General features: G+C 59.3%; 20 protein-coding genes and 2 pseudogenes. 10 read left to right on the forward strand and 12 right to left on the reverse strand.

What is annotated here, in order from left to right; genetic code table 11:
• The first annotated feature begins 81 nt into the window (after nt 1-81).
• Nucleotides 82-1,002 carry an AEC family transporter gene (locus DOM33_RS12405; protein WP_110669438.1) on the forward strand — a complete coding sequence of 307 codons (921 nt, stop codon included), beginning with the start codon at nt 82-84 and terminating at the stop codon, nt 1,000-1,002.
• 397 nt (nt 1,003-1,399) lie between these two features.
• Here DOM33_RS12405 and DOM33_RS12410 read toward each other — a convergent pair whose 3' ends face one another.
• Entirely contained in the window at nt 1,400-2,362 is a 963-nt protein-coding gene (locus DOM33_RS12410) for a LysR substrate-binding domain-containing protein (protein ID WP_110669440.1), read from the reverse strand.
• Nucleotides 2,363-2,446: 84 nt separating this feature from the next.
• On the opposite strand from DOM33_RS12410, the gene DOM33_RS12415 reads away from it, so the two are divergent.
• Nucleotides 2,447-3,367, forward strand: a complete 921-nt coding sequence (locus tag DOM33_RS12415) for a DMT family transporter (protein ID WP_110669442.1) — start codon at nt 2,447-2,449, stop codon at nt 3,365-3,367.
• A gap of 30 nt (nt 3,368-3,397) precedes the next feature.
• On the opposite strand, the gene trmB is transcribed toward DOM33_RS12415, so the two are convergent.
• From trmB to DOM33_RS12435, 4 genes are all read right to left on the reverse strand, one after another.
• Nucleotides 3,398-4,201: a tRNA (guanosine(46)-N7)-methyltransferase TrmB gene (trmB, locus tag DOM33_RS12420; protein WP_110669444.1), complete on the reverse strand. Its 804-nt coding sequence runs from the start codon at nt 4,199-4,201 to the stop codon at nt 3,398-3,400.
• Nucleotides 4,202-4,261: 60 nt separating this feature from the next.
• Entirely contained in the window at nt 4,262-5,059 is a 798-nt protein-coding gene (locus DOM33_RS12425; RefSeq protein ID WP_110669445.1) for a thiazole synthase, read from the reverse strand.
• Between the two features lie 51 nt (nt 5,060-5,110).
• Nucleotides 5,111-5,311: a sulfur carrier protein ThiS gene (thiS, locus tag DOM33_RS12430; RefSeq protein ID WP_110669447.1), complete on the reverse strand. Its 201-nt coding sequence runs from the start codon at nt 5,309-5,311 to the stop codon at nt 5,111-5,113.
• Between the two features lie 231 nt (nt 5,312-5,542).
• Complete coding sequence (locus tag DOM33_RS12435; protein WP_110669449.1) at nt 5,543-7,015, reverse strand: alanine/glycine:cation symporter family protein; 1,473 nt, start codon at nt 7,013-7,015, stop codon at nt 5,543-5,545.
• A 228-nt stretch (nt 7,016-7,243) separates the two neighbouring features.
• On the opposite strand from DOM33_RS12435, the gene DOM33_RS12440 reads away from it, so the two are divergent.
• Nucleotides 7,244-7,672, forward strand: coding sequence for a DUF423 domain-containing protein (locus DOM33_RS12440; protein WP_110669451.1), 429 nt, complete (start codon nt 7,244-7,246; stop codon nt 7,670-7,672).
• A gap of 69 nt (nt 7,673-7,741) precedes the next feature.
• Here the strand turns inward: DOM33_RS12440 and DOM33_RS12445 are convergent, their stop codons facing one another.
• Together DOM33_RS12445 and DOM33_RS12450 are read right to left on the reverse strand one after the other, a co-directional pair.
• On the reverse strand, nt 7,742-8,158 hold the full coding sequence (locus tag DOM33_RS12445) for a PaaI family thioesterase (protein WP_110669453.1): 417 nt from the start codon (nt 8,156-8,158) through the stop codon (nt 7,742-7,744).
• 267 nt (nt 8,159-8,425) lie between these two features.
• Nucleotides 8,426-10,606: a malate synthase G gene (locus DOM33_RS12450; protein ID WP_110669454.1), complete on the reverse strand. Its 2,181-nt coding sequence runs from the start codon at nt 10,604-10,606 to the stop codon at nt 8,426-8,428.
• Nucleotides 10,607-10,940: 334 nt separating this feature from the next.
• Here DOM33_RS12450 and DOM33_RS12455 point away from each other — a divergent pair, with 334 nt between their 5' ends.
• From DOM33_RS12455 to DOM33_RS12465, 3 genes are read left to right on the forward strand one after another with little or no spacing between them, the layout of a single operon-like run.
• On the forward strand, nt 10,941-11,951 hold the full coding sequence (locus tag DOM33_RS12455; RefSeq protein WP_110669456.1) for an alpha/beta hydrolase: 1,011 nt from the start codon (nt 10,941-10,943) through the stop codon (nt 11,949-11,951).
• A gap of 5 nt (nt 11,952-11,956) precedes the next feature.
• Complete coding sequence (locus tag DOM33_RS12460) at nt 11,957-12,505, forward strand: hypothetical protein (RefSeq protein ID WP_110669457.1); 549 nt, start codon at nt 11,957-11,959, stop codon at nt 12,503-12,505.
• Between the two features lie 54 nt (nt 12,506-12,559).
• A complete protein-coding gene (locus tag DOM33_RS12465) occupies nt 12,560-13,663 on the forward strand; it encodes a pyridoxal phosphate-dependent aminotransferase (protein ID WP_110669458.1) in 1,104 nt (367 codons plus the stop codon).
• Nucleotides 13,664-13,809: 146 nt separating this feature from the next.
• Here DOM33_RS12465 and DOM33_RS12470 read toward each other — a convergent pair.
• Nucleotides 13,810-14,382 (reverse strand): annotated as a pseudogene (locus DOM33_RS12470) (ATP-binding protein); the annotation flags it as partial.
• 136 nt (nt 14,383-14,518) lie between these two features.
• Between DOM33_RS12470 and DOM33_RS16185 the strand changes: the two are divergent.
• The 3 genes from DOM33_RS16185 (at nt 14,519) to DOM33_RS16195 (ending at nt 16,033) form a co-directional block, all read left to right on the forward strand.
• The gene (locus DOM33_RS16185; RefSeq protein WP_162617966.1) at nt 14,519-14,881 is read left to right on the forward strand and encodes a hypothetical protein; all 363 of its coding nucleotides are present in this window, start codon (nt 14,519-14,521) and stop codon (nt 14,879-14,881) included.
• A 358-nt stretch (nt 14,882-15,239) separates the two neighbouring features.
• Entirely contained in the window at nt 15,240-15,860 is a 621-nt protein-coding gene (locus DOM33_RS16190) for a helix-turn-helix domain-containing protein (RefSeq protein ID WP_162617967.1), read from the forward strand.
• Nucleotides 15,857-16,033: a hypothetical protein gene (locus DOM33_RS16195; protein ID WP_162617968.1), complete on the forward strand. Its 177-nt coding sequence runs from the start codon at nt 15,857-15,859 to the stop codon at nt 16,031-16,033. The genes DOM33_RS16190 and DOM33_RS16195 overlap by 4 nt, the downstream gene beginning before the upstream one ends.
• Here the strand turns inward: DOM33_RS16195 and DOM33_RS12475 are convergent.
• Together DOM33_RS12475 and DOM33_RS12480 are read right to left on the reverse strand one after the other, a co-directional pair.
• Complete coding sequence (locus DOM33_RS12475; RefSeq protein WP_110669459.1) at nt 16,030-17,388, reverse strand: relaxase/mobilization nuclease domain-containing protein; 1,359 nt, start codon at nt 17,386-17,388, stop codon at nt 16,030-16,032. The genes DOM33_RS16195 and DOM33_RS12475 overlap by 4 nt on opposite strands.
• Entirely contained in the window at nt 17,385-17,693 is a 309-nt protein-coding gene (locus tag DOM33_RS12480) for a MobC family plasmid mobilization relaxosome protein (RefSeq protein ID WP_110669460.1), read from the reverse strand. The genes DOM33_RS12475 and DOM33_RS12480 overlap by 4 nt, the downstream gene beginning before the upstream one ends.
• A 215-nt stretch (nt 17,694-17,908) precedes the next feature.
• Here DOM33_RS12480 and DOM33_RS16200 point away from each other — a divergent pair, with 215 nt between their 5' ends.
• Entirely contained in the window at nt 17,909-18,814 is a 906-nt protein-coding gene (locus tag DOM33_RS16200) for a hypothetical protein (RefSeq protein WP_162617969.1), read from the forward strand.
• A gap of 8 nt (nt 18,815-18,822) precedes the next feature.
• Here the strand turns inward: DOM33_RS16200 and DOM33_RS12485 are convergent, their stop codons facing one another.
• Both DOM33_RS12485 and DOM33_RS12490 read right to left on the reverse strand, forming a co-directional pair.
• Entirely contained in the window at nt 18,823-20,463 is a 1,641-nt protein-coding gene (locus DOM33_RS12485; protein WP_110669462.1) for a recombinase family protein, read from the reverse strand.
• 39 nt (nt 20,464-20,502) lie between these two features.
• Nucleotides 20,503-21,465 (reverse strand): annotated as a pseudogene (locus DOM33_RS12490) (YifB family Mg chelatase-like AAA ATPase); the annotation flags it as partial.
• Nucleotides 21,466-21,469 lie beyond the last annotated feature (4 nt).

Genomic DNA, 21,469 nt, shown 5'->3' on the forward strand with positions numbered 1-21,469 from the left:
CCCGCCATCGAGCGCGGTACCGGCGACGTCGGTCACGCAGCGCTTCACGCCGGCCGCCGATGTGCCTTTTCAGGACGCGCCATGACCGATGTCGCCCACGCTCTCGGGCCTCTTTTCCTGCTGATTCTACTCGGAGCCGCCTTCGGGTGGGCACGTTTTCCCGGCGGCGATTTCTGGCCGCGGCTCGAACGCTTCGTTTACTACTTGCTGTTTCCCGCCATGCTGGTCTCCACGCTCGCCGAGGCCGAGGTCCATCGGGTACCGGTATTCGCGCTGGCCGCCGTCGTGCTCGGTGGCATGCTGACACTCTCCGTCGGGCTGTGGCTGTGGCGGAAACCCCTGGCGCTGGAGGCGCCGGCGTTCACTTCGGTCTTTCAGGGTACCGCCCGTTTCAATACCTACGTCGGCGTCGCAGGTGCCACAGCCCTCCACGGTCAGGCGGGGGCGACCGTGGCCGCCGTGGCGGTGGCGCTGATGGTGCCGCTGGCCAACGTGCTCTGCGTGCTCGCGTTCATCGCCTCCGGCACGCTGGGCCGCGCGAGTCTCGGTCAAAGCGCGCTGGCGCTGGGGCGCAACCCGCTGATACTCGCCTGCTTGATCGGCGTGGCGCTCAACGCCACCGGTCTGGGATTGCCGGGCTGGAGCGAGGCGGCGCTCGACCTGCTCGGCGGCGCCGCCCTGCCGCTGGGGCTGGTGGCGGTGGGCGTCGCACTCCGCCCCCAAGCGCTACTGCGCGCGGGCCGCGCCTTCTGGCTGTCGAGCGCGCTCAAGCTACTGGCGACGCCACTGATCGCCGTGGGACTCGCAGGCCTCGTCGGCCTGGAGGGCGTGAATCGAGACGTGGCGCTGCTCTTCGCCGCGCTGCCCACCGCGACCTCGGCGTACATTCTGGCGCGTCAGCTCGGCGGTGATGCCTCGCTGATGGCGGCGATCATCACCGGCCAGACGCTGCTCGCCGGGCTGACGCTACCGCTGTGGTTGCCGCTGTTGGGCGTGGGGTGAGGGACGAGGGAAGCATGCCGAAAGCCGCAGGCTCGCGAACGGCATGAAGTCGCGAGCCAGATGCGAATAAAAAATATTCTCGTTACGCTTGCAATGCCAAATGAGAATGATTACTTTTAAACCGTGGCGTCGCCAAACGCCGCTAACCACAGCAGCGAATGTCAGGTTCCTGCCATGGTTATCTCCTCATCAAGCTAGTCACGGTCCTTCGTGCCGCCCTGCCCAGGGCGGCTTTTTTTCGTTCGCCATTCCGCTTCTGGCGTCCCGCTCGCCGTTATCGCTTCTGCCTGCCTTTACGAAACTCGCGGGCCGGGTCAGCGTCGGAACGCGCGACGATCGCTCGCGCTGCCGGGGACGCTCTCGCCATTGCCGCGGCGCGTGACCGCGAACGGGAGAGCTACTGGCCCGGCCGGCGCGAGCCATTGGCCTTTGCGCCACGCCCGTTGCCGTGGCGCTCGCTCAGCGAGTCGGTCTGCCAGGGACCCCGCCCGTGCAGACGCTCTCGCAGCAGTGTCGCCAGCGCTTCGACGGCAGAGCGCGAGGTCGCCTCGATGGCACGGGCGAAGTGCAGCCGCGCCGTGCACTGGCGAAGCGCCGGCATGTCGTCCGCCTCACCGAGGGCGCGCATCGCGGTGGTCAGCCGCTCGCGGTCGATCACGCCGATCGCCATGCCCGCCTCGATCGCCTTCTCCACGGCGTGAATGCTGGTGCTGGTAAAAAGCGCACGCCACGGTCGATGCGCGGTTTCCAGCGCATCGATCGCCAGCTGACGATAGGGACACTCCACCGGATGCACGGCCAGCGGCAGGACGGGGTCGAGATGCAGTGCGCCGTAGCTGGGCGCGGCCCATACCGGCTCCGGATGCCACAGCGTCTCGCCGTGGGCGAGGCCCTCGGCGCCATCGAGCACGATGGCCAGATCGACCTGCTGACGCTTGAGGGCGCGAGCCAGACGCCCGCTGGTATCGGTGGTGACATCCAGCAGCACGCCGGGATAGCGCGCCATGAACTGCGGCAGGGTGTCGTCGAGCAGCTCGCGGGCGTAGTCCTCGGGAATACCGAGGCGCACGCGTCCGCTCAGGCGCTCGCCGTTGAAGCGGCTGACCAGGGTATCGTGGACACGCAGCAGCTCCCGCGCCTCCCGCTGCAGGAGTTCGCCGCTCGGCGTCAACGTCACGCCGCGCGGGCCGCGCTCGAAGAGACGCGATTCGAGCTCCGTCTCCAGCCGTTTGATCTGCATGCTGATGGCGCTGAGCGTGCGGTGGCGAATCTCTGCCGCCGCCGCCAGCGAACCGCACTGAGCGACCACCTCGAACGTCCTGAGCAGCTCGAGATCCAGCGTCGCGCCGCCTTCAATCATATTGAACCCCTCATCAACATTTATTCGATTTATTGAACGCTGCCTCGGGACCAGACTCAAGCCCTAACGAGAGGGAGAGTCAAGATGCGTATCTCAACGTCCACCATCGGTCTGATGGTCGGTTTCGTGATCTGCTGGAGCTCGGGCTTCATTGGCAGCCGGCTGGCGAGCGACGCACCAATGGCGGCGCTCGACCTGTTCGCCTGGCGCTTTCTGCTGGCGACCGCCATTGCGCTGGCGTGGTGCCTGGCGTGTCGCGTTCGCGGCGTGAGCCTCTACGCCGTGGGTCTCGAAATGGGCGTAGGGGCGCTCACCATGGGCGGCTATCTGCTCGGCGTGATGCTGGCGGTGGATGCCGGCGTGAGTACCGGCGCCACGGCGCTGATCACCGCGCAGCAGCCGCTGCTGGCGGCCGCCATCGCGACGCTCTGGCTGCGCGAACGACTGGGTACGTTGGGCTGGGCGGGGCTGGCGGTTGCCGCCGGCGGCGTCGCGCTCTGCGTGGTGGGTGACTGGCGCAGCGCCGGCGGCGCCTCGGCGTGGTCGTACGCGCTGCCGCTGCTCTCGGTGGTCAGCGTGACGCTCGGCAGCGTGCTCGCCTCGCGCTACCCCTCGGGGCTTGGCATGGCGCCTTCGCTCACCTCGCAGCTCGCCGCGGCCAGCGTCGTCTTTCTCGCCGCCGCCGGCGTGAGCGGCGATCTCACCTGGCCGACGGGCATGACGCTCGCCGATACGAAGACACTCGGCTGGCTGGTAGTGCTCTCGAGCTTCGGCGGCTACGGCTTCTTCACCGCCTGTCTGCGCCGCGTCGGCCTGACGACGGTCTCCAGCGCGATCTTCCTGACGCCGCCGGTGACGCTGCTGTGGGCGATGTGGATGTTCGGCGAGCCGGTGGCGATGCTCCAGATCGGCGGCATCGCCCTGGCACTGCTGGGCGTGGCGGCCTCCCTGCTCGCGCGTAACCCGGAGACGCGCCATCAGATTCAGGAGGCGGTCACGCCCTGAGGGAAGGTCGCTCTACCCTCGACGCCGCGCTCAGGCGCGGCGGAAGATCAGATCCCACACCCCGTGGCCGAGCTTCTCGCCGCGGGTCTCGAACTTGGTCAGCGGGCGGAAGGCGGGGCGTTCGACGAACGGTGCCGTTTCGGCGGGCGCAGTGTTGGCAAACCCCGGCGCCTCGGCCATGACTTCCGCCATGTGCTCGGCGTAGGCCTCCCAGTCGGTCGCCATGTGCAGCGTTCCCCCCGGTTTCAGGCGGGTGCGGACCTGCTCGACGAACGATAGCTGCACGATTCGGCGCTTGTGATGCTTCTTCTTCGGCCAGGGGTCGGGGAAGAAGAGCTGCAGCGTGTCGATGCTCTCTTCGGGCAGGCAGTCCGCCAGCACCGCCAGCGCATCCTCGCGATAGACACGCAGATTGGTCAGCCCGCGCTTGTCGGCCTCGTCGAGCAGCTTGCCGACACCCGGGGCGTGCACTTCGATGCCGATGAAGTCGGTTTCCGGATGCGCTTCGGCCTGGGCGATCAGCGACTGGCCCATGCCGAAGCCGATCTCGACCACGCGGGGCGCCTGGCGACCGAAGAGCGTCTCGAGATCCTGCCGGCCCTGATCGAGGGTCAGTCCCCAGCGCGGCCAGACCTCGTTGAGTCCACGCTCCTGGGCGGCGGTCATGCGACCGGCGCGCAGCACGTAGCTCTTGATGCCACGGTGAACCCGGGGCGTCTCGGCGGTCTCGCTCGGCGTCTCGCCGGCCCCTGGCCGGGAAAGCTCGGCATCGGTAGCGGGCTCGTCGGTATCGGCGTGGGAGGGGCGATTGTCGGGAGTCGAATTGTCAGTCATGCGGTGGCTGCGTGGCGCTCTTGTCGATAGGGGAAAGTCGCCGCCGTCGCGGCGACCGCGTCAGGCGTTGATGCGCCCGGCGAAGGGGGAGGAGGCCGAGGCGCTCGCCCGGCGCGGCATGCGCTCGGCGAGAAAGGCTTCCCGCCCCGCTTCGATCGCCTTGCGCATGGCGCTCGCCATCAGTGCCGGCTGCTTGGCGTGAGCGATGGCGGAGTTCATCAGCACGCCGTCGCAGCCCATCTCCATGGCCAGCGCGGCATCCGACGCCGTGCCGATCCCGGCATCCACCAGCACCGGCACCTCGGCCTGCTCGAGAATCAGCGCGAGCGTGGCCGGGTTGAGCAGGCCGTGGCCGGAGCCGATCAGCGAGCCCAGCGGCATTACCGCACAGCAGCCGCGACGCTCGAGCTCCTTGGCGACGATCGGGTCGTCACTGGTGTAGACCATGACGTCGAAGCCGTCGTTGACCAGGGTCTCGGCCGCCGCCAGCGTCTCGATGACGTTGGGATAGAGCGTCTTGTCGTCGCCGAGCACCTCGAGCTTGACCAGGTTGTGACCGTCGAGCAGCTCCCGTGCCAGCCGACAGGTCCGCACGGCATCCTTGGCGGTGTAGCAGCCGGCCGTGTTGGGCAGCAGCGTATAGCGCGACGGCGAGATCGCATCGAGCAGATTGGCCTCGTCCGGGTTCTGACCGAGGTTGGTGCGGCGCACGGCAAAGGTGACGACGTCCGCGCCGCTCGCCTCGATGGCGGCGGCGGTCTCGTCGAAATCGCGATACTTGCCGGTCCCGACGAGCAGGCGTGAGGCGAATGGCCGCCCGGCGACGGTCAGCGGCGTATCGTGGGATACAGATGACATGGAAGACTCCCCCAGCAGGCAGCGATGGATCACGGCAGTCGACGACGCCGTTCAACCACCGCCGATGGCGTGAACGACCTCCACGCGATCGCCCGCATGAAGCGGGGTCTCGGCATGAAGGCTGCGCGGCACGATCTCTTCGTTGACCTCGATGGCGATGCGGCGGCCGGCGAGGCCCAGCGACTCGATCAGCGTGGCAAGCGTCGAGTCGGCGTTCAGGCGGTACGGCTCGCCGTTGAGCTGAATCTGCATGGCGGCTTCCTCGAGCGATCGGATGCGGGTCAAACAACGCGCGTCTTGCGGGTCCAGGCGCGGTCATCAAAAGCGGCGCGGACCGAAGCGCCTTTCGGGCGCGGAATGAAAAACGCCTTGCGCGCGGGGCCGGGCGCGGACCACAAAATTGCCTTTCGCGCGGGTTCGGGCGCGGATCATAAAACAGCGCGCCCGTGACGCGCGCGCCGCATTGTAGCCCGTCAGCGCGGCTCAAACATCCTTGCGCGGCCAGACGTCGGCGTCGACCTGCTCGGGGCGCTTGAGCACGCCCTGGGGGTCGAAGGTCGGCTCGTTGATGCCGTCGCGACGCTGGCGCTCGTAATCCTTGAGCACCCGCAGGGCGATCGGGCAGAGCATCAGAATTGCGACGAGGTTGGTGGTCGCCATCAGGCCCATCGCCAAGTCGGCGAAATCCCACACGAACGACAGCTGTGCCACCGAGCCGATCATCACCATCGCCAGTACGGCGATGCGCAACATCGCCACCGCGAGCTTCGCCCGGCGCTGAAACAGATACTCGATGTTGATCTGCGAAAACGAGAAGTTGGCGAGGATCGAGGTAAAGGCGAACAGAAAGATGGCGATGGCAATGAAGATCTCGCCGAAGCTGCCCAGGTGATCGACCATCGCATTCTGGGTGAGCTGGATGCCGACGATATCCTGACCCGGCGAGTTGCTCATCAGCCGCTCGTAGACCCCGGAGAGCAGGATCACCACCGCGGTGCAGCTGCAGATCACCAGCGTGTCGATGAATACGCCGAAGGACTGCACCAGCCCCTGTGCCGCCGGATGCTTGACGTCTGCCTGAGCGGCGGCGTTCGGCGCCGAGCCCATGCCCGCCTCGTTGGAGAAGAGCCCGCGCTTGATGCCGTTTTCCATGGCGATCTTGATCGAGTAGCCCACGGCCCCGCCGACGGCCGGGCCGAAGCCGAAGGCGCTCTTGACGATCAGCGCCAGCATCGCCGGCACCTCGGAGAGGTTCATGAACAGCACCCACAGCGCGACGAGCAGATAGGCGATCGCCATCAGCGGCACGATCTTCTCCGCGGTGCGCGCGATCGAGCGCAGCCCGCCGTAGATGACCATCGCCGTGAGGGCCACCAGCACCACGCCGGTGAGCCAGTGGGGGATCGAGAACGCCTGCGCCATGCCTTGCGCGATGGTGTTGGACTGGGCGCCGTTGAAGGCCAGCCCGTAGGCGATGAGCAGGAAGACGGCGAACAGCGCGCTCATCCAGCGATAGCCGAGCGCGCGCTCGATGTAGTAGGCCGGGCCGCCACGAAAGACGCCGTCCTCGTTACGCTTTTTGTAGGTCTGCGCCAGGGTCGACTCGATGAACGCCGTGGAGAAGCCGACCAGCGCCGTCACCCACATCCAGAAGATCGCCCCCGGGCCACCGACCCAGAGCGCCAGCGCCACGCCGGCGAGATTGCCGGTGCCGACTCTGGCGGCCAGCGACGTGGCGAACGCTTGAAAGCCGCTGACGCCGTTGCCGGACCCCCGGCTGGTGAAGGTGACCCGGGCCATGTGGCCGAACAGCCGAAACTGCATCCCGCGGGTGAGAATGGTGAACAGGATGCCGGCACCGAGCAGCAGATAGACCAGGATGTAGGTCCAGACGAAATCGCTGACGGGGGTCATGACCGAGTAGGCCGCGTCGCGGAGCGTGTTGATGAATTCCATCTTGGGATCCTTGTGGAAAGCGATGACATCGACGCCGACCCGGCGCTGCGGCGGGCGACTGCCGGGGCGGTTTTTACGCGCTAGACTGTCGGGCGTCAAATGCCGCCATGGCGCGGCTCACGGGCGCTGGCGTGGATCGGCTCGCACCGGCTTCCGCTTGCGCAGTGCGCTTTCACCTACCCAAGTCCTGGCGTCTGGTCAGAATAGTCCCATCGGAGAAGGATCGACATGCAACCATTGTGGCGCGGGACGCGAGTATGGCGCGAGACGCGAGTCATCGGCCTGGCCGTGGCGCTGAGTGGACTGATCGTGGTGATGGCGGGCGCCTTCGGCGCGCACGCCCTCGCCGACCGTGTCTCCCCGAGCTCGCTCGACGTCTTTCACACCGGCGTGCGCTATCAGGCGTGGCACACGCTGGCGGCACTCGGCGTGTTCGTCTGGCGTCAGCAGCGCCTCCTGCGCGGGCAGATTCTGACGCTTACGCTGTGGTTCGCCGGCGTGCTGCTCTTCAGCGGCTCCCTCTACGCGCTGACCTTCGGCGCGCCCCGGCTGCTCGGCGTGGTCACCCCCGTGGGCGGGCTCTGCCTGATGGCGGGCTGGATCGCCCTCGGCGTGAGCGCCTGGCGCCAGCGCCCGTCGGAAGCGGACCCGCAATAGAAGCGGACCCGCAATAGAAGCTGGCTCGCAATAGAAGCAAACCACCACAGGCGCGGGCGGGGAAAGAACTCAGTCGTCGCGGTCCGGCAGCACGTAAGTCGCGGTGACCAGCGCCACCGGTTCGTCGTCGCCGGTGGAGAAAAGCTGGACCTCGCCGACGGCGAGACGCCGCCCGAGCTTGAGGATCCTGGCATTGGCCACCAGATCGCGGTCGCCCCGCGCCCGGCGCAGGAAGTGGCAGTTGATGCTGCTGGTGACCGCCATTGCCTCGGGGCCGATCTCGGCGAGAATCGCCACGTAGAGACAGACGTCCGCCAGCCCCATGACCGACGGCCCGGAGACGCTGGCGCCGGGGCGCAGGTGTTCGTCCTCGATGGCGAGGCTCATGGTGGCACGCATGTGATCCACCGCCTCGATGGTGCCCTGACGGTGCGGGAAGACGTCATCGAGGAAATCCTCGATCTCGGCGGCGGTCATCACGGTCATCGGACTCTCCCGGGCGGCTCGGCGAGCGGACGACCGAGCGGGTTGGCAATTGAGCGGGTTGGCAATTGAGCGGGTTGGCGATCGAGCGGGCTGGCGACAACGATAGCCCAAGCGCTCGGAGAGTCCCAGTCTCTCGAACAACGCCTTGACCCCACTACGACGCCTCTCGACTCCCCCGGGCCCAACCCGGGTGTGGCGACACCCACGCGTACGAAAAAAGCCAGCGGCCGGGCCGCTGGCTTTCTCGATCGACGCCGATTTGCCGCGTCAGTGCTTGGCTTTCTCCACTGCTCGCCAGTGATGCAGCAGCGGCTCGGTATAGCCGGACGGCTGTTCGCGCCCCTTGAAGATCAGGTCGGATGCCGCCTGGAAAGCGCTGGAGTCCTCCAGATGGGTGTGCATCGGCGTGTAGTCCGAGTCGTGCGCGTTCTGCTCATCGACCACGCGGGCCATGCGCTCGAGGGTTTCCCGGACGCGAGCTGCATCGACCACGCCGTGGTGCAGCCAGTTGGCAATGTGCTGACTCGAGATCCGCAGCGTGGCGCGGTCCTCCATGAGGCCGACGTCGTGGATGTCCGGCACCTTGGAGCAGCCGACGCCGTGCTCCACCCAGCGCACCACGTAGCCGAGAATGCCCTGGCAGTTGTTGTCGAGCTCCTGCTGGATCGCGGTGTCGTCCCAGTCGGCGCGGGGATCGACCGGCACCGTCAGCAGCTCGTCGAGCAGATCGCTCTCGCCCTTGGCTTCGAGCTCATGCTGAACCGCTTCGACGTCGATCTGGTGATAGTGCAGCGCGTGCAGCACTGCTGCCGTGGGCGACGGCACCCAGGCGGTGTTGGCGCCGGCCTTGGGATGCCCCACCTTCTGCTCGAGCATCGCCGCCATCAGCTCCGGCATCGCCCACATGCCCTTGCCGATCTGGGCGCGACCGCGCAGCCCGCAGGCCAGCCCGATCTGCACGTTGTTGCGCTCGTAGGCGTCGATCCACGCGGCCCCCTTCATGTCGCCCTTGCGCAGCATGGCGCCGGCGTTCATGGCGGTATGCATCTCGTCGCCGGTACGGTCGAGAAAGCCGGTGTTGATGAATGCCACTCGGGCCGCGGCGGCGGCGATGCACGCCTTGAGATTGACCGAGGTGCGTCGCTCCTCGTCCATGATGCCCATCTTCAGCGTGTTCTCGGCGAGCCCCAGAAGCTGCTCGACGCCGGCGAACAGATCGTTGGCGAACGCGACCTCGCGCGGACCGTGCATCTTGGGTTTGACGATATAGACCGACCCCGAGCGGGAGTTGCCGCTGAAATCGTCCTCTTCGCGCTTGAGGTCGTGAATCGCGATCAAGGACGTCATCACCGCATCGAGAATGCCTTCGGGGATCTCGTTGCCCTCACCGTCGAGGATCGCCGGCGTGGTCATCAGATGGCCGACGTTGCGCACGAACATCAGCGAGCGTCCGGGGAGCTTCAGCGTGCCACCGTCGGGCTGGGTGTAGACGCGATCGGCGTTGAGCCGCCGGGTGGTGACCTTGCCACCCTTGTCGATCGCCTCTTCGAGATCGCCTTTCATCAGCCCCAGCCAGTTGCGATAGATCAGCGTCTTGTCGTCGGCATCCACCGCCGCGACGGAGTCCTCGCAGTCCATGATGGTGGTGATCGCCGCCTCCAACAGCACGTCCTTGATCCCGGCCGCATCCATCTTGCCGATGGAGTGGCCGGCGTCGAACTGGATCTCCAGGTGCAGATCGTGGTGGCTCAGCAGCACGGCGTCGAGCGCGTCGGGTTCGCCCTGAAAACCAATGAAGCGATCCGGATTCTCGAGCCCGCTCTCGCGACCGCTGTCGAGCGTCACCCGCAGCCGGCCCTCGCTGATGCGATAGGCGCTCGCCTCGGCGTGGGAGCCTTCGGCCAGCGGCGCCGCCCGGTCCAGCACCTGGCGGGCGTAAGCGATCACCTTCTCGCCGCGCTTGGGGTTGTAGTCGCGCCCCTTCTCGGCGCCGTCGTCCTCGCTGATCGCATCGGTGCCGTAGAGCGCGTCGTACAGGCTGCCCCAGCGCGCGTTGGCGGCGTTGAGCGCGTAGCGGGCGTTGCTCACCGGTACCACCAGCTGCGGACCGGCCTGACGGGCGATCTCGGTATCCACGTTGGCCGTGGTCGCACTGACCGAAGCCGGCTGCGGCTCGAGATAGCCGATCTTCTCGAGAAAGGCGCGGTAGGCGCCCATGTCCTGAATCTCACCGGGGTGCGCCCGGTGCCACTCATCGAGTTCGGTCTGGAGCCGATCGCGTTCGGCCAGCAGCTCTCGGTTGCGCGGCGCGAGGTCGTGAACCAGCGCGTCGAAGCCTTGCCAGAATGCCGCCGGCTCGATGTCCGTGCCGGGCAGTGCTTCGCGCTCGATGAAACGCTCGAGCACGTCAGCGACCTGCAGTCGATGGTGAGTCACACGCTCCGTCATGTCAGCCTCCTAGAATGTTGCTGCCGGTCCGGGCACGGCGGCCCTCGACGATGAAACGGTCGGCTTCGCCTTCGGCAGGGGTCGCGGCGAGCCCGAAAGTGGGCGCCATTGGCGCGTCATGCCACGGCGGCACTGACACGAGGCCGCTGTGGAAATCGTTTCCAGATACCCGATCTTATCGCCGATAGTAGGCGCCGAGACCAGGAATGTCGTGTTCGACCTTGGTCCATGCCCGACCCGCGGCAGTCGCGAGATCGCGACGCCATCGCCATGTCCTCACGCGTGGCCTTGCACCGACGCGGCGAGTAGCATGAGCGTCTCAGGAGATTCGTCCATGCTCGACTTTTCGCAGTTGCACGCTCTCGGTCCCGTCAGGCGGGTCGAGCCTTTCGCCGAGCCGGCGCTGCTCGCCTATCTCGATCACTATCATCTGACTCGGCACTGGCGAGAAGGGGTCACGCTCTACGCCGGCTTTCTACAGGGACGTGGCGACGCCGACCGGCGCTTCGACCTCTGGACGCAGGTGTGGTCGCCCCCTTCGCCGCGCGGCACGATCTTCGTGGTGCACGGCTATTTCGATCATCTCGGCCTCTACGGCCATCTGCTCGAGCGGCTGCTCGCGCTCGGCTGGCAGGTAGTGATGTGGGATCTGCCCGGTCATGGGCTCTCGAGCGGCGCCCGGGCGAGCATCGACGATTTCACCGATTACGTGCTCTGTTTCAACGACGTGGAGCGCGAGATCGCCGCTCTCGGCCTCGCGCCCGGGCCCTGGCTCGCCATCGGTCAGAGCACGGGCGGCTCGATCGTCGCCACCGATGCGCTCGATCGCGGCGACGACGCGCCCTGGGAGGGGCTGATCCTGCTCGCCCCGCTGGTGCGCCCCTGGGGCTGGAATCAGTCGCGCTGGCTGCACAGCCTGGCGAGCCCCTTCGTCTCGAGCATCGCGCGCAAGTATCGCGCCAATACCACCAACGTCGCCTTCTCCGATTTTCTGCGGCTGCACGACCCGCTGCAGGACGACCGTCTGGCGGTCGCCTGGGTCACCGCCATGCGCCGCTGGATGCCGCGGCTGCTCAAGCGCCAACCGAGCCCGCTACCGGTACTCATCCTTCAAGGCGAGCAGGATCTGACCGTCGACTGGCCCTTCAATCTCAAGGCGCTCAAGCGCAAGTTCCCCGGCGCCGACATCGTGCGCCATCCGCTGGCCCGCCATCACCTGGTCAACGAAGCCGACGACATCCGTACCGAGCTGTTCGACACGCTGTCGCGTTTTCTCGTCGATTTCGCCGCCACGCATCCGAGCGGCCGGCCCGGTCACGCCGACGCAGAGACGCCTCCCTCGTGAGTCGGATGCGCGCCTCACGCCCGAGCGAAGACGCCGGCGCATCGAAGTCCATCGGTCGCTGCCGAGGCCTGCTGGCCACGTTGATACTGGTGCTGCTCGCCGGCTGCGCCGGCCTCGCCTCGGCCCCGAGCACACCCCGCCAGGCCTTGAGCGGTCTGGCCGAGAGCGCCGCTCGCGGTCTGCTCGCCGCCCCGCCGTGGCCCGCCGGGCAGACTCGAGATACGGTGATCCTGCTGCGCCCGGCGCAGGTCGATGCGAATCTGCCGATCGGCGCCGAAGCGCTCAACGAAGCACTCGGTCGGGCACTACTTTCGCGCGCGACTTCACCGCACGTGCTCGACTGGGCGCCGAGCGGCGCGCTGGGCGAAAACGGCGATCAGTGGACGCTGCAGGCGACGCTCAGCGCGGACGCACCGCCGCTTCGCCTGAGCGACCGCACGCTGCAGCCCTACCGACTGCAGTTCGTGCTCTCGCATGCCAGCGACGCCAGCAACCACTGGCAGTGGCAGGCCAGCGGCGCGCTCGATCTCGACGCCCTGCCCGGGGCACGCTAACGCCACGTTCGTCGCTCTTCGTCATTCAGATCCGGCCAATCAGGACCCATTGCCATGCCCCGCTTCGCCCGCCACCTCGAGAACCAGGACGGCCCGCACAACCCCTTCCCCGGCGTCAGCGCGCTCGAGCGTCGGCTCGGCCACTCGCTGCCCCATCGCATCGGCTCCAACGAAGGGCTCGACATGCCCCACCGGGCGCTGACCGCGCGCTTCGGCGACGACATCGCGACACTCGCCCGAGCCTACGGCGACGCCGAGGCATGGCTGCCGCGCCAGCGCCTCGGTGACGTCCTGACGCTCGACCCGGCCGCGCTTCTCGTCGATGCCGGCGCCGACAGCCTGATGGCGCTCTGCCTGCGTACGCTCTGCGACCCGGAGAGTACGGTCATCGTCAGCGCCGGCACCTACCCCACCTTCAGCTACTTCCTGCGCGCCGAGGGGCTACGCGCCGTCGAGGTCGACTACGCCAACGGTCCCGGCCATCTCGCTCCGGACCTCAGCGCGCTGGCCGAGGCGGCACATCGCGAAGACGCCCGCGCGGTCTATCTGGCCAATCCCGACAATCCGAGCGGCCATCTCCACAGCGATGCCGACGTGCTCGGACTGCAAAATGCGCTACCCGAGGACTGCACGCTGATTCTCGACGAGGCGTATCACGATTTTCGCGACGACGCCTGGACGCCCGCGGCGAACGCCGTCTGGCCCGGCGTCATTCGTCTACGCACCTTCTCCAAGGCGCACGGCCTGGCGGGGCTGCGTATCGGCTACGCCATCGCCGAGCCCGAAACGGTCGCCATGCTGATGAAGGCGCGGATTCACTACGCGGTGTCGTCGCTGGCGCTGACGGCGGCGATGACGGTGCTCGACCATCCGGAGGAGACCCGCGAACACGTCGCGGCGGTGGTAGCGCGGCGGGAAGTCCTCGCCGAGACGCTCACCCAATGGGGAGGCGATGTCCTGCCGAGCACGACCAACTTCGTCGCGTTGCGACTGCCGAGCGCCGAGCGCGCAGCCGAGGTGCACGCCGCGCTACTGGCCGAGGGGACGCTGATCCACCGGCCGGCGCACCCGTCGCTTGGCCACGTGCTGCGGATCAGTGCGCTGGATGACGCTTTGGCGCCAGGGCGACTGGAGCCGCTGCGGGTCGCGCTGGGTTAGCCATTCCGGGGTGTGACAAATGGGTTGGCGCGCCCCGCTTTCATACGAAGAAGAGGGCCGCGACACTCGCGGCAAAGCGCGCGCCCGTGGCCCTCCTGGACACACCGGTGAACGCCGACGTGAAACGCCGGCGCTGACGCAAGCGTTCAGCCTGGCGGGGCACCGTTGGCGTTGAGCATGCGATCGAGCTGACGGTAGCCGATCGCCTCCATCAGATGCCCTCGGCTCACGCGGGATTCGCCGGCGAGGTCGGCCAGCGTCAGCGCGACGCGCAGCACTCGATGATAGGCGCGGGCGGAGAGGTTGAGGCGGTCCAGCACGTCGGCGAACCAGTGACGTTCTTCGCCACTCAGGGCGCAGGCGGCTTCGAGCGCCGGCCCGGGCAGGTGGGCATTGAGCGCGCCCCTCGCCGTCTGGCGCTCTCGGGCGGCCAGCACGCGTTCGCGGACCGCGGCGGAGCTCTCCCCCGGGGTGCGATCCGTGAGCTGGGTCGCGGGTAGGGCGGGCACTTCGACCTGGAGATCGATGCGGTCGAGCAGCGGTCCGGAGAGACGCGACTGATAGCGCTGGATCTGCGCCGGCGTACAGTGACAGCGCTGGCGCGGGTCACCGAGATGGCCGCAGGGGCAAGGGTTCATCGCGGCGACGAGCTGGAAGCGGGCAGGGAACCGGCGCTGATGATTAGCCCTGGAGATCAGGATCTGCGCCGACTCCAAGGGTAGGGGGTAAAACCAAACTTTATGAAGCGCTAAGCAATTGAAAATAAAGAGAGGTTTTAGTCGAAAGAAAAGGAGTGGAGATTTTGCAAAAAATCTCAGACCATTGAAACTGATTACAAAGCGGAGACACTAAATTATGAGGGATTCAGGACAGGACCAAGACATTGTGGCCTCTCTTGACCAAGCATTTAAAGAAGCTTCTTCTTTACTGGTCTACATACTTATCAACTGCTTAGAACGAAATATGGGCTACTTTGAAGAAAACTTGAAACTCTCACAAGACACTCAAGACCTTCTTGACCGGGGCTTGGCGTACTCCGAGAGAAATAACAACAGGGTCGCATATATTCATTTCAATGAAGCGGTAACTGAAATCATAAAAGCGGAAGAAATGTTAATAGCAAACGACGAGGATTTGCTTGAAGCTCTTGACCGGGTCGCCAATATACGCACTTCAACTTTAAATCCACTCTGGGCAGAATATAGCAGTTCCAGATAGCTTCTGCTTCAATAACCAGTGAGAGAGCGAAGCGAACGAGAGCCAGCTCTGCTGGCGGTAGCATATAAAACAAAAACAAAGCCCGCGAAGCGGGCTAGGGGTTGTTTTCAAAAAGAAAAATATGCAGAACTGCTCGAAAACTGAGTTCTGCCAACTCCCAGATTTCTAATATCAATAAGCAAATTATTTTGATTGTCATTTTCGCTGAAAAACTGCTGAAAAAATGACGGAGGGGGTGTCTGATATAATGATAAGGGTGTCATAATATATGACACACTAGATTTTGTATGATATAATAAAATCACCTGTTGCGAGCAGGTGATTTTTTAACTCATTACATACAAAAGGAGAATGAGCCATGAGTGACTATAACAAATTAAATGAAAAAAAGCAAAATAATGTAAATGACAAAAGTCAAAACAATGAAGAACAAAAGACAAAAAAGAAAGTTGGTTTTCAGCATTTCGCCTACTATAACTTAAACAAAAAAGAGGGGTATCCAATGAATATTACAGAGTATGAAACAAAAGTCAGGAAACAGATTTTTGAGCTAAAAGAAAAAAAGAAAGAGGAAATCTCCGATGAAGACAAAAAAGCAGTCGAGAAGAAAATAGCAAAGTTAAAAGGCGACTTAATAAGCAATGCCGACAATGCTGTATTTAATTACTTAATGGCTAACATTATGTTCGATAATACAGTCAATATGAATCACATAGAAAAAACACAAAGCGCGATAGCAAAAAAACTATTCTTGACTCGACAATCTGTTTCTACAGCATTCAACAAGCTGAGAAGGCTACACATAATCAGTTATAGCACGCAAGGCAATGCTTTTGAGTGGATTCGTATTTCTCCGTTTGTCTGTTGGCAAGGCGAAGCTACTTCGCATTTTTACAAAATGAAGGAACAAAGAGATTTTGCGAGACGACCTTTCGAACAACAGCACGATATACTTAGCAAGAAAAAGGAGGCTGTATGAAAGCATCATGCGACTTATTCGGACAACCCCCTTCTGACATTGAAGAAGTAAAAAATAAAAAGGAAGAAGTGCTGAAAGCGGTCGGAAACAACTTTATTTACTACAATCGGGAGCTGATTTTTGAAAGCAAAAATGAGTTATTGATTGAAGAATTAAAAGAGTTGGAGGATTAAGGGGCTGGATAATCGAAGCCCTTGCTTCTGCTTTTTTGACGACTTTTTTGTTTTTCTAATCTTGCAATAGCTGAGTCAATTTTTCGACTTTCAGCTTCAAATCTTGATTTTCTTGTCTCGCTTCTTTTATTTCTTTCATTAAAGCGCTTCGCTCTTGTTCTGACACTTTCAAGAGCGTCATTATAGACTCGTCTCGTTTTTCGTATTCTTCTACGAAAGTTTTCAAAAAAATCATTATCTCTGTATTTGTCTGCTTCATTATTCTTCCCCTTTTTTATTTTGGTAGACATACTTTCTGACCGTTGCTTGTTGCCCCTGTTTTTTGACATAGAATATAGCTTCGGTTCTCCGGCAAAGTCGAGGCGATAGTTTTGTCGCTGAAATAGAAAAATGCTGTCAGACTGATTACTGCGCCTAGCGCTAGAAGCGTTATCGAGCCTATCACTGAAAAGAGAATTCCCCCCCTCTTCAGCCTCGCAATACTTTTTCCTGTTTGCTTCTGAACGCTTTCTACACATTGCTTCGAGTGATTCGCGAGACTTGAAAGCTCTTTCTTCGCGACTGCTGTCGTAGCTCTCAACTCTGTTTGATAGTCTTTCTGACGAGAAGTTATTCGCGTCGAAATCTCGCGCATAGATTGCGCCTGTGAGTCTAATGTTTTGCCCGCCAGACGGCGGGACGATACTGATTGATTGTTTTGTTTCACGGGCCACCTCCAATTTTAGTTTTGTGATTTCCACGAGCAGTTCTTTTCTATTCTTAATTTCACCGTCGACAACCATATTTGTTAAATGCTCGTTCATTGCTTCAACAATTTCTTGCTTAACCTTCGGCAAATCCTTAGCACTTGTTAACGACTGTTGACGGTTAGGGCTGTTCGGGTCTAAAAAGCCATATTCAGCGTTCACAGCATTTTTCCAAGTGTCTACGCGGTGCTTATCAACGCGGTGATAATAAGCATTAAGACGCTTGCCAGTGCTCAACTCTTCACCAGCCACCATAAAGTGAAGTTCAACATTCCCTTTGTCTTCGTGTCGAACCCAAAGCGAAGCATATTGGTCTGGCTCTAAGCCCGGTAACAATGCTTTTTCAAAGTCGCTGATAATTCTTTGCTGTGTATCTTCCGGGATATCATTCTCTGCGAATGCGAGAACGCCACTTGTGTAGCGTCCGGCAAAGTTCCCTTCTTCGACGACTTGGGACCATAGGTCAACATTTCCGCGCACCAGAGACGGCTCCACGGCACGCTGTGAGCCGTTTGAGTCGTGAGAACTGAATAGATAGCCAACCGCATTTTTAACAGCTTGTCTGGGGCGTTTCTGGTTAGCACCGTGGCGGAATAACTTGACTATCATTTCAATAACTCCAACTGGCTTTCAATCTCTTGAAGCTGTTGAAGCACTGCGAAAGCATTAAAGTCAAAACCGCTTTTTTTGTTTTCATTCGCTAATCGAGCGATTTGATTTATGTTGTTGCCGATTCTTGCCAACTCCCTGATTAACTCAGGGTCGGCTTTTGGAATTGGCTTTCTTGATTTTGATTTATTACCAAGCGCCAATTCTCTTAACCAAACAGCAACTTTCAAACCATTCGAGTTTTCGATGATTTGGTTTTTTTCGATTTTGGATAATCTAATTTTTACTGACTCTGTTCTCTTCATATAACCACCTCCGTGTGATTGTTGTTATTGTTTTGGGGGTCTTGGGGGCGAAGCCCCTGAGCAAGCACACTGAGATAACCGAGCGAAGCGAGGGGTCTCTGTGTATGCTTGCTTTAACCCGCAATTATATTATAACATAAAAGACAATTATTTTCATTTTATTAAAACTTAAACGATCACTTCCTGAACCCAACTGACAAAATGGTAAGAAAATAATGCAAAAATATATCTTATATGCCAATTACCTTGGTAAGCATGCAGAAGTAGAAATAAAAGAAGAAGAATATCATTCCGCAAAAAAAGGAATGAGCTTTTTTAAGCACTCATTGAGAGCGGAAACTAATTTCGATATAACATTCAAAATGTTTATGGAGGCCGAAAGGGAAATACTTAACATAGCTTCAAAAAACTCTTTCTATCATATCATTACCCCTGAAAAATTTTATGAATATAGAGTGTTAATGAATGCTAGAATTAACGCTCTGTTGCTATCCGCAAGATTTTATCTTGATAAAATCGAGTCACAGGTCGAAAAGACACTTGGCAAAGATTCAAAATCAGAATTAAAGTCTTTTATTTCTGAGCAATACGATAACTGTAAATACTATAGACTAATGTTCAAGCTGAGGAACTATGTCGCCCACGGTGAACAGCCTGTGCATAGAATTATACTGCCCTCGGGCTGGGACCAAAATCGAGAGCATATGGAGTGCCGTTGTGAGATATATGCTGAGAAGGAGGCTCTGTTAGAAAACAATCAATTTACGGAAAAATTTCTCGAAAGTCACAATGATAAAATAGATTTAATGCTCGCCTCAAAAAAATTTATTAAATCATTATTTCTGATACTAGAAAGATATCGAAAAATGCGAGCTTCGAAACAATCGGACTATAACAACTGTATTACTCGGCTAATAGACGATTATAGGGTGCATGAGCCTAAAATCGGTAGGCAGACACCTCTGACCCTGCGTAAGATAAATTCCGAGGGCGTAGAGACTGAAAAGCTTTTAATACATAGCAACCAAATTGACATATGTCGTATGCTTGAAGAACAAAACCGATTTCTAAACGCTATCGACAGCAAACACGTTTCTAGCAAGGTATATTCCACCCCTTAGCAAGAAGCTTAGCAAAGGTCATTGTAATTATATATATCAAAATCTTTAAGCGGGTGTCGCAAACTAAAACTTACTCCGTAAACACCCGCAAAAACACCGTCTCGCTTGATAGTCATTTTCAAACTTCGACCTAAATGTTTTTGATACTCGAAGTGAAAAGTATAACCGTTTTGCTTAAAAAATCTGTTAATACGCTGACGGCCTTTTTCCGAGTTCAGCAAATCGAGAAATTGGTTAAAATCGACAGCATTCAATGTTTCTCTTTCTTCAACTTTAAGCAAATTGAATTCATTTTCGAGCCTCTCAACTTTGTCCTCAGCTTCACCAAGCTGTTTAAGTATAGTTGTGGGTATACGACCCTGAAAACTTCCGACAGACTCTGTTAGGTTAGTCAAAAAGGACTTTGCTTTTGCCAATTCATTCGCTTTATTTTCAATGTTTTTATCAGCCGTTTTCTGCTTTTTTAGAATATCTAAAAATAGAATATCAGACGCATACCAGTTTTTAACTTGTTCTACATTGGCATTTTCCATTTTTTCTGCCAAGCCGTATTCGACATTGTAGAAATAAAGCCCTCTCAAATAATTAAGCAAAACCCCTATAGCATAATCAAAACGAAATGCTTGGTCGTAGCAACTAAACCCCGATTCTGTCTTGTTAGTACAACCGGCGTAGCAGTACTGAATGCCTTTAGGATTTTTCCCGCGATAAAAACGCATTGATTCGCCACAGCAGGAGCACTTTATACAGTGCTTAAAAATATTCAAACTACCTGTGCTTTCGTTACCATAGTACGTTTTTGTAGCTCTAACTTTCATAGCTTCAACTGCTTCATAAAAAACAGATTCGCTGATTATTTTTGGATAATAATCTTCAATATTTTCTTCAAAAACTTTTTTGCCGTCCTCTTTAACCTGTGCTCTGTAAGTTCCTATGACATATTTGTTCACTAAAAGCTGATGAACATTTCTATGCGACCATTTTTTCTTAGCTGTTTTATTCAACTCTTTAATAGACTTTGAAACTCCAACATATTTTAGGCTTTCAAAAAGCTGTCTGATTTCCTCAGCTTCTTCTTCGACAATAACAAACTGACCATTTTCTACTCTTAACCCATACGGCGTGTTTTGGTATGTGCTGAAAACTTTTTTCTCTTCCTTAGCCAACTTCCTTGCATTTCGCCAAGCAGATTTCCGGCGTTTTGACTTAATTTCACTTTCTTCATTCGCTCTTTTTGCGATTAAACCAATCATTAAGTAATTTTCAAGATCGCGACTTTTATCTTCTAATGAATAAAGCTTTTCGTCGCTTGTCGTATAAATCTGTATACCTTTTTCTAAAATCGCATAGAGCTGAGAAGCTGTTTTGTTTAGTGCCTGACGAGATATTCTGTCGATACTTTCGATTACCAGATAATCACCTGCTGAAATGACACCGTTTTCAATCATTTCAAGGATTTCTTTAAAACGACCACGCTTGATATTATCGCCTTTGAAGCTTGATACGCCTTCGTCGACAAAGACTTCTTCAATCCCGGCACCAAATTTTTCAGAAAATAATGTTAGCGGGCTAACTTGCCTGTCGACTGAATCGCCTTTGGCTTGAATCGCTGACGAATAGCGAACGTATGCATAAGCTTTTCTGGTCATTTTTTAACCACTTTCACTAAAAGTTTGATAATAGCACACTCCCTTCTCCATCGGCTCACGCAGGACTTCCAGCACGTGGCGGTCGAACTCCGGCAGCTCGTCGAGAAACAGCACACCCTCGTGGGCCAGCGAAATCTCCCCCGGGCGCGGCTTCGAACCGCCCCCGACCAGCGCGACGCTGCTCGACGTATGGTGCGGGTTGCGAAACGGTCGCTGGCCCCAGCGATCCATGATGGAAAGCCCGCACACGGAGCGCACTGCCGCCACTTCGAGAGCTTCGTCCCGCGTCAGCGGTGGAAGGATGCCCGCCAGTCGGCTCGCCAGCATCGTCTTGCCGGTGCCCGGCGGACCGGCAAAAAGCAGATTGTGGCCGCCGGCCGCTGCGACCTCCAGCGCTCGACGCGCCTGATGCTGACCCTTGACGTCCGCCATGTCGGGTTGCGGAGGCGGCTGGGTCAGACGTGCGCCAAACTGGTGCGGCGCAATCTTTTCGCGCCCGAGCAGATGGGCTACCACCTCGAGGAGATGACCCACGGCGAAGACCTCGACGCCGTCGGCCAGCGCCGCCTCGTCAGCGTTGGCCGACGGCACCATCAGCGCCCGCGACTCGCGTCTCGCCGCCAGCGCCGTGGGAAGAACGCCGGTGACACTTCGGAGCGTCCCGTCCAGCGCGAGTTCGCCGACCACTTCGAGGCGTTCGGCCGCCTCCACCGGGATCTGGCCGGACGCCATGAGAATGCCGAGGGCGATCGGCAAATCGAAGCGCCCGCCGTCCTTGGGCAGGTCGGCGGGCGCGAGATTGAGGGTGATACGTCGAGAGGGAAATTCGAAGCCGGCGTTGATCAATGCGCTGCGAACGCGCTCCCGGCTCTCCTTCACCGCGGTTTCAGGCAGTCCCACCAGGGTAAGCCCGGGCAGGCCGTTACTGAGATGGACTTCGATCAACACCTCGGGTGCTTCGAGTCCGAGACTCGCCCGCGTCCGCACGATTGCCAGCGTCATGCCG

This window comes from Salinicola halophilus (assembly GCF_003206155.1).
GTDB lineage: Bacteria > Pseudomonadota > Gammaproteobacteria > Pseudomonadales > Halomonadaceae > Salinicola > Salinicola halophilus.

Excerpts from the sequence above, each read along its gene's own strand:
- trmB (WP_110669444.1), bottom strand. The coding sequence starts at position 4,201 with ATGACTGACAATTCGACTCCCGACAATCGCCCCTCCCACGCCGATACC.
- DOM33_RS16195 (WP_162617968.1), top strand. The coding sequence starts at position 15,857 with ATGAAAGCATCATGCGACTTATTCGGACAACCCCCTTCTGACATTGAA.
- DOM33_RS16200 (WP_162617969.1), top strand. The coding sequence starts at position 17,909 with ATGCAAAAATATATCTTATATGCCAATTACCTTGGTAAGCATGCAGAA.
- DOM33_RS12435 (WP_110669449.1), bottom strand. The coding sequence starts at position 7,015 with ATGGAATTCATCAACACGCTCCGCGACGCGGCCTACTCGGTCATGACC.
- DOM33_RS12450 (WP_110669454.1), bottom strand. The coding sequence starts at position 10,606 with ATGACGGAGCGTGTGACTCACCATCGACTGCAGGTCGCTGACGTGCTC.
- DOM33_RS12455 (WP_110669456.1), top strand. The coding sequence starts at position 10,941 with ATGCTCGACTTTTCGCAGTTGCACGCTCTCGGTCCCGTCAGGCGGGTC.
- DOM33_RS12425 (WP_110669445.1), bottom strand. The coding sequence starts at position 5,059 with ATGTCATCTGTATCCCACGATACGCCGCTGACCGTCGCCGGGCGGCCA.
- DOM33_RS12440 (WP_110669451.1), top strand. The coding sequence starts at position 7,244 with ATGCAACCATTGTGGCGCGGGACGCGAGTATGGCGCGAGACGCGAGTC.
- DOM33_RS16190 (WP_162617967.1), top strand. The coding sequence starts at position 15,240 with ATGAGTGACTATAACAAATTAAATGAAAAAAAGCAAAATAATGTAAAT.
- DOM33_RS12410 (WP_110669440.1), bottom strand. The coding sequence starts at position 2,362 with ATGATTGAAGGCGGCGCGACGCTGGATCTCGAGCTGCTCAGGACGTTC.
- DOM33_RS12445 (WP_110669453.1), bottom strand. The coding sequence starts at position 8,158 with ATGACCGTGATGACCGCCGCCGAGATCGAGGATTTCCTCGATGACGTC.
- DOM33_RS12405 (WP_110669438.1), top strand. The coding sequence starts at position 82 with ATGACCGATGTCGCCCACGCTCTCGGGCCTCTTTTCCTGCTGATTCTA.
- DOM33_RS12475 (WP_110669459.1), bottom strand. The coding sequence starts at position 17,388 with ATGATAGTCAAGTTATTCCGCCACGGTGCTAACCAGAAACGCCCCAGA.
- DOM33_RS12460 (WP_110669457.1), top strand. The coding sequence starts at position 11,957 with ATGCGCGCCTCACGCCCGAGCGAAGACGCCGGCGCATCGAAGTCCATC.
- thiS (WP_110669447.1), bottom strand. The coding sequence starts at position 5,311 with ATGCAGATTCAGCTCAACGGCGAGCCGTACCGCCTGAACGCCGACTCG.
- DOM33_RS12465 (WP_110669458.1), top strand. The coding sequence starts at position 12,560 with ATGCCCCGCTTCGCCCGCCACCTCGAGAACCAGGACGGCCCGCACAAC.
- DOM33_RS12480 (WP_110669460.1), bottom strand. The coding sequence starts at position 17,693 with ATGAAGAGAACAGAGTCAGTAAAAATTAGATTATCCAAAATCGAAAAA.
- DOM33_RS12485 (WP_110669462.1), bottom strand. The coding sequence starts at position 20,463 with ATGACCAGAAAAGCTTATGCATACGTTCGCTATTCGTCAGCGATTCAA.
- DOM33_RS12415 (WP_110669442.1), top strand. The coding sequence starts at position 2,447 with ATGCGTATCTCAACGTCCACCATCGGTCTGATGGTCGGTTTCGTGATC.
- DOM33_RS16185 (WP_162617966.1), top strand. The coding sequence starts at position 14,519 with ATGAGGGATTCAGGACAGGACCAAGACATTGTGGCCTCTCTTGACCAA.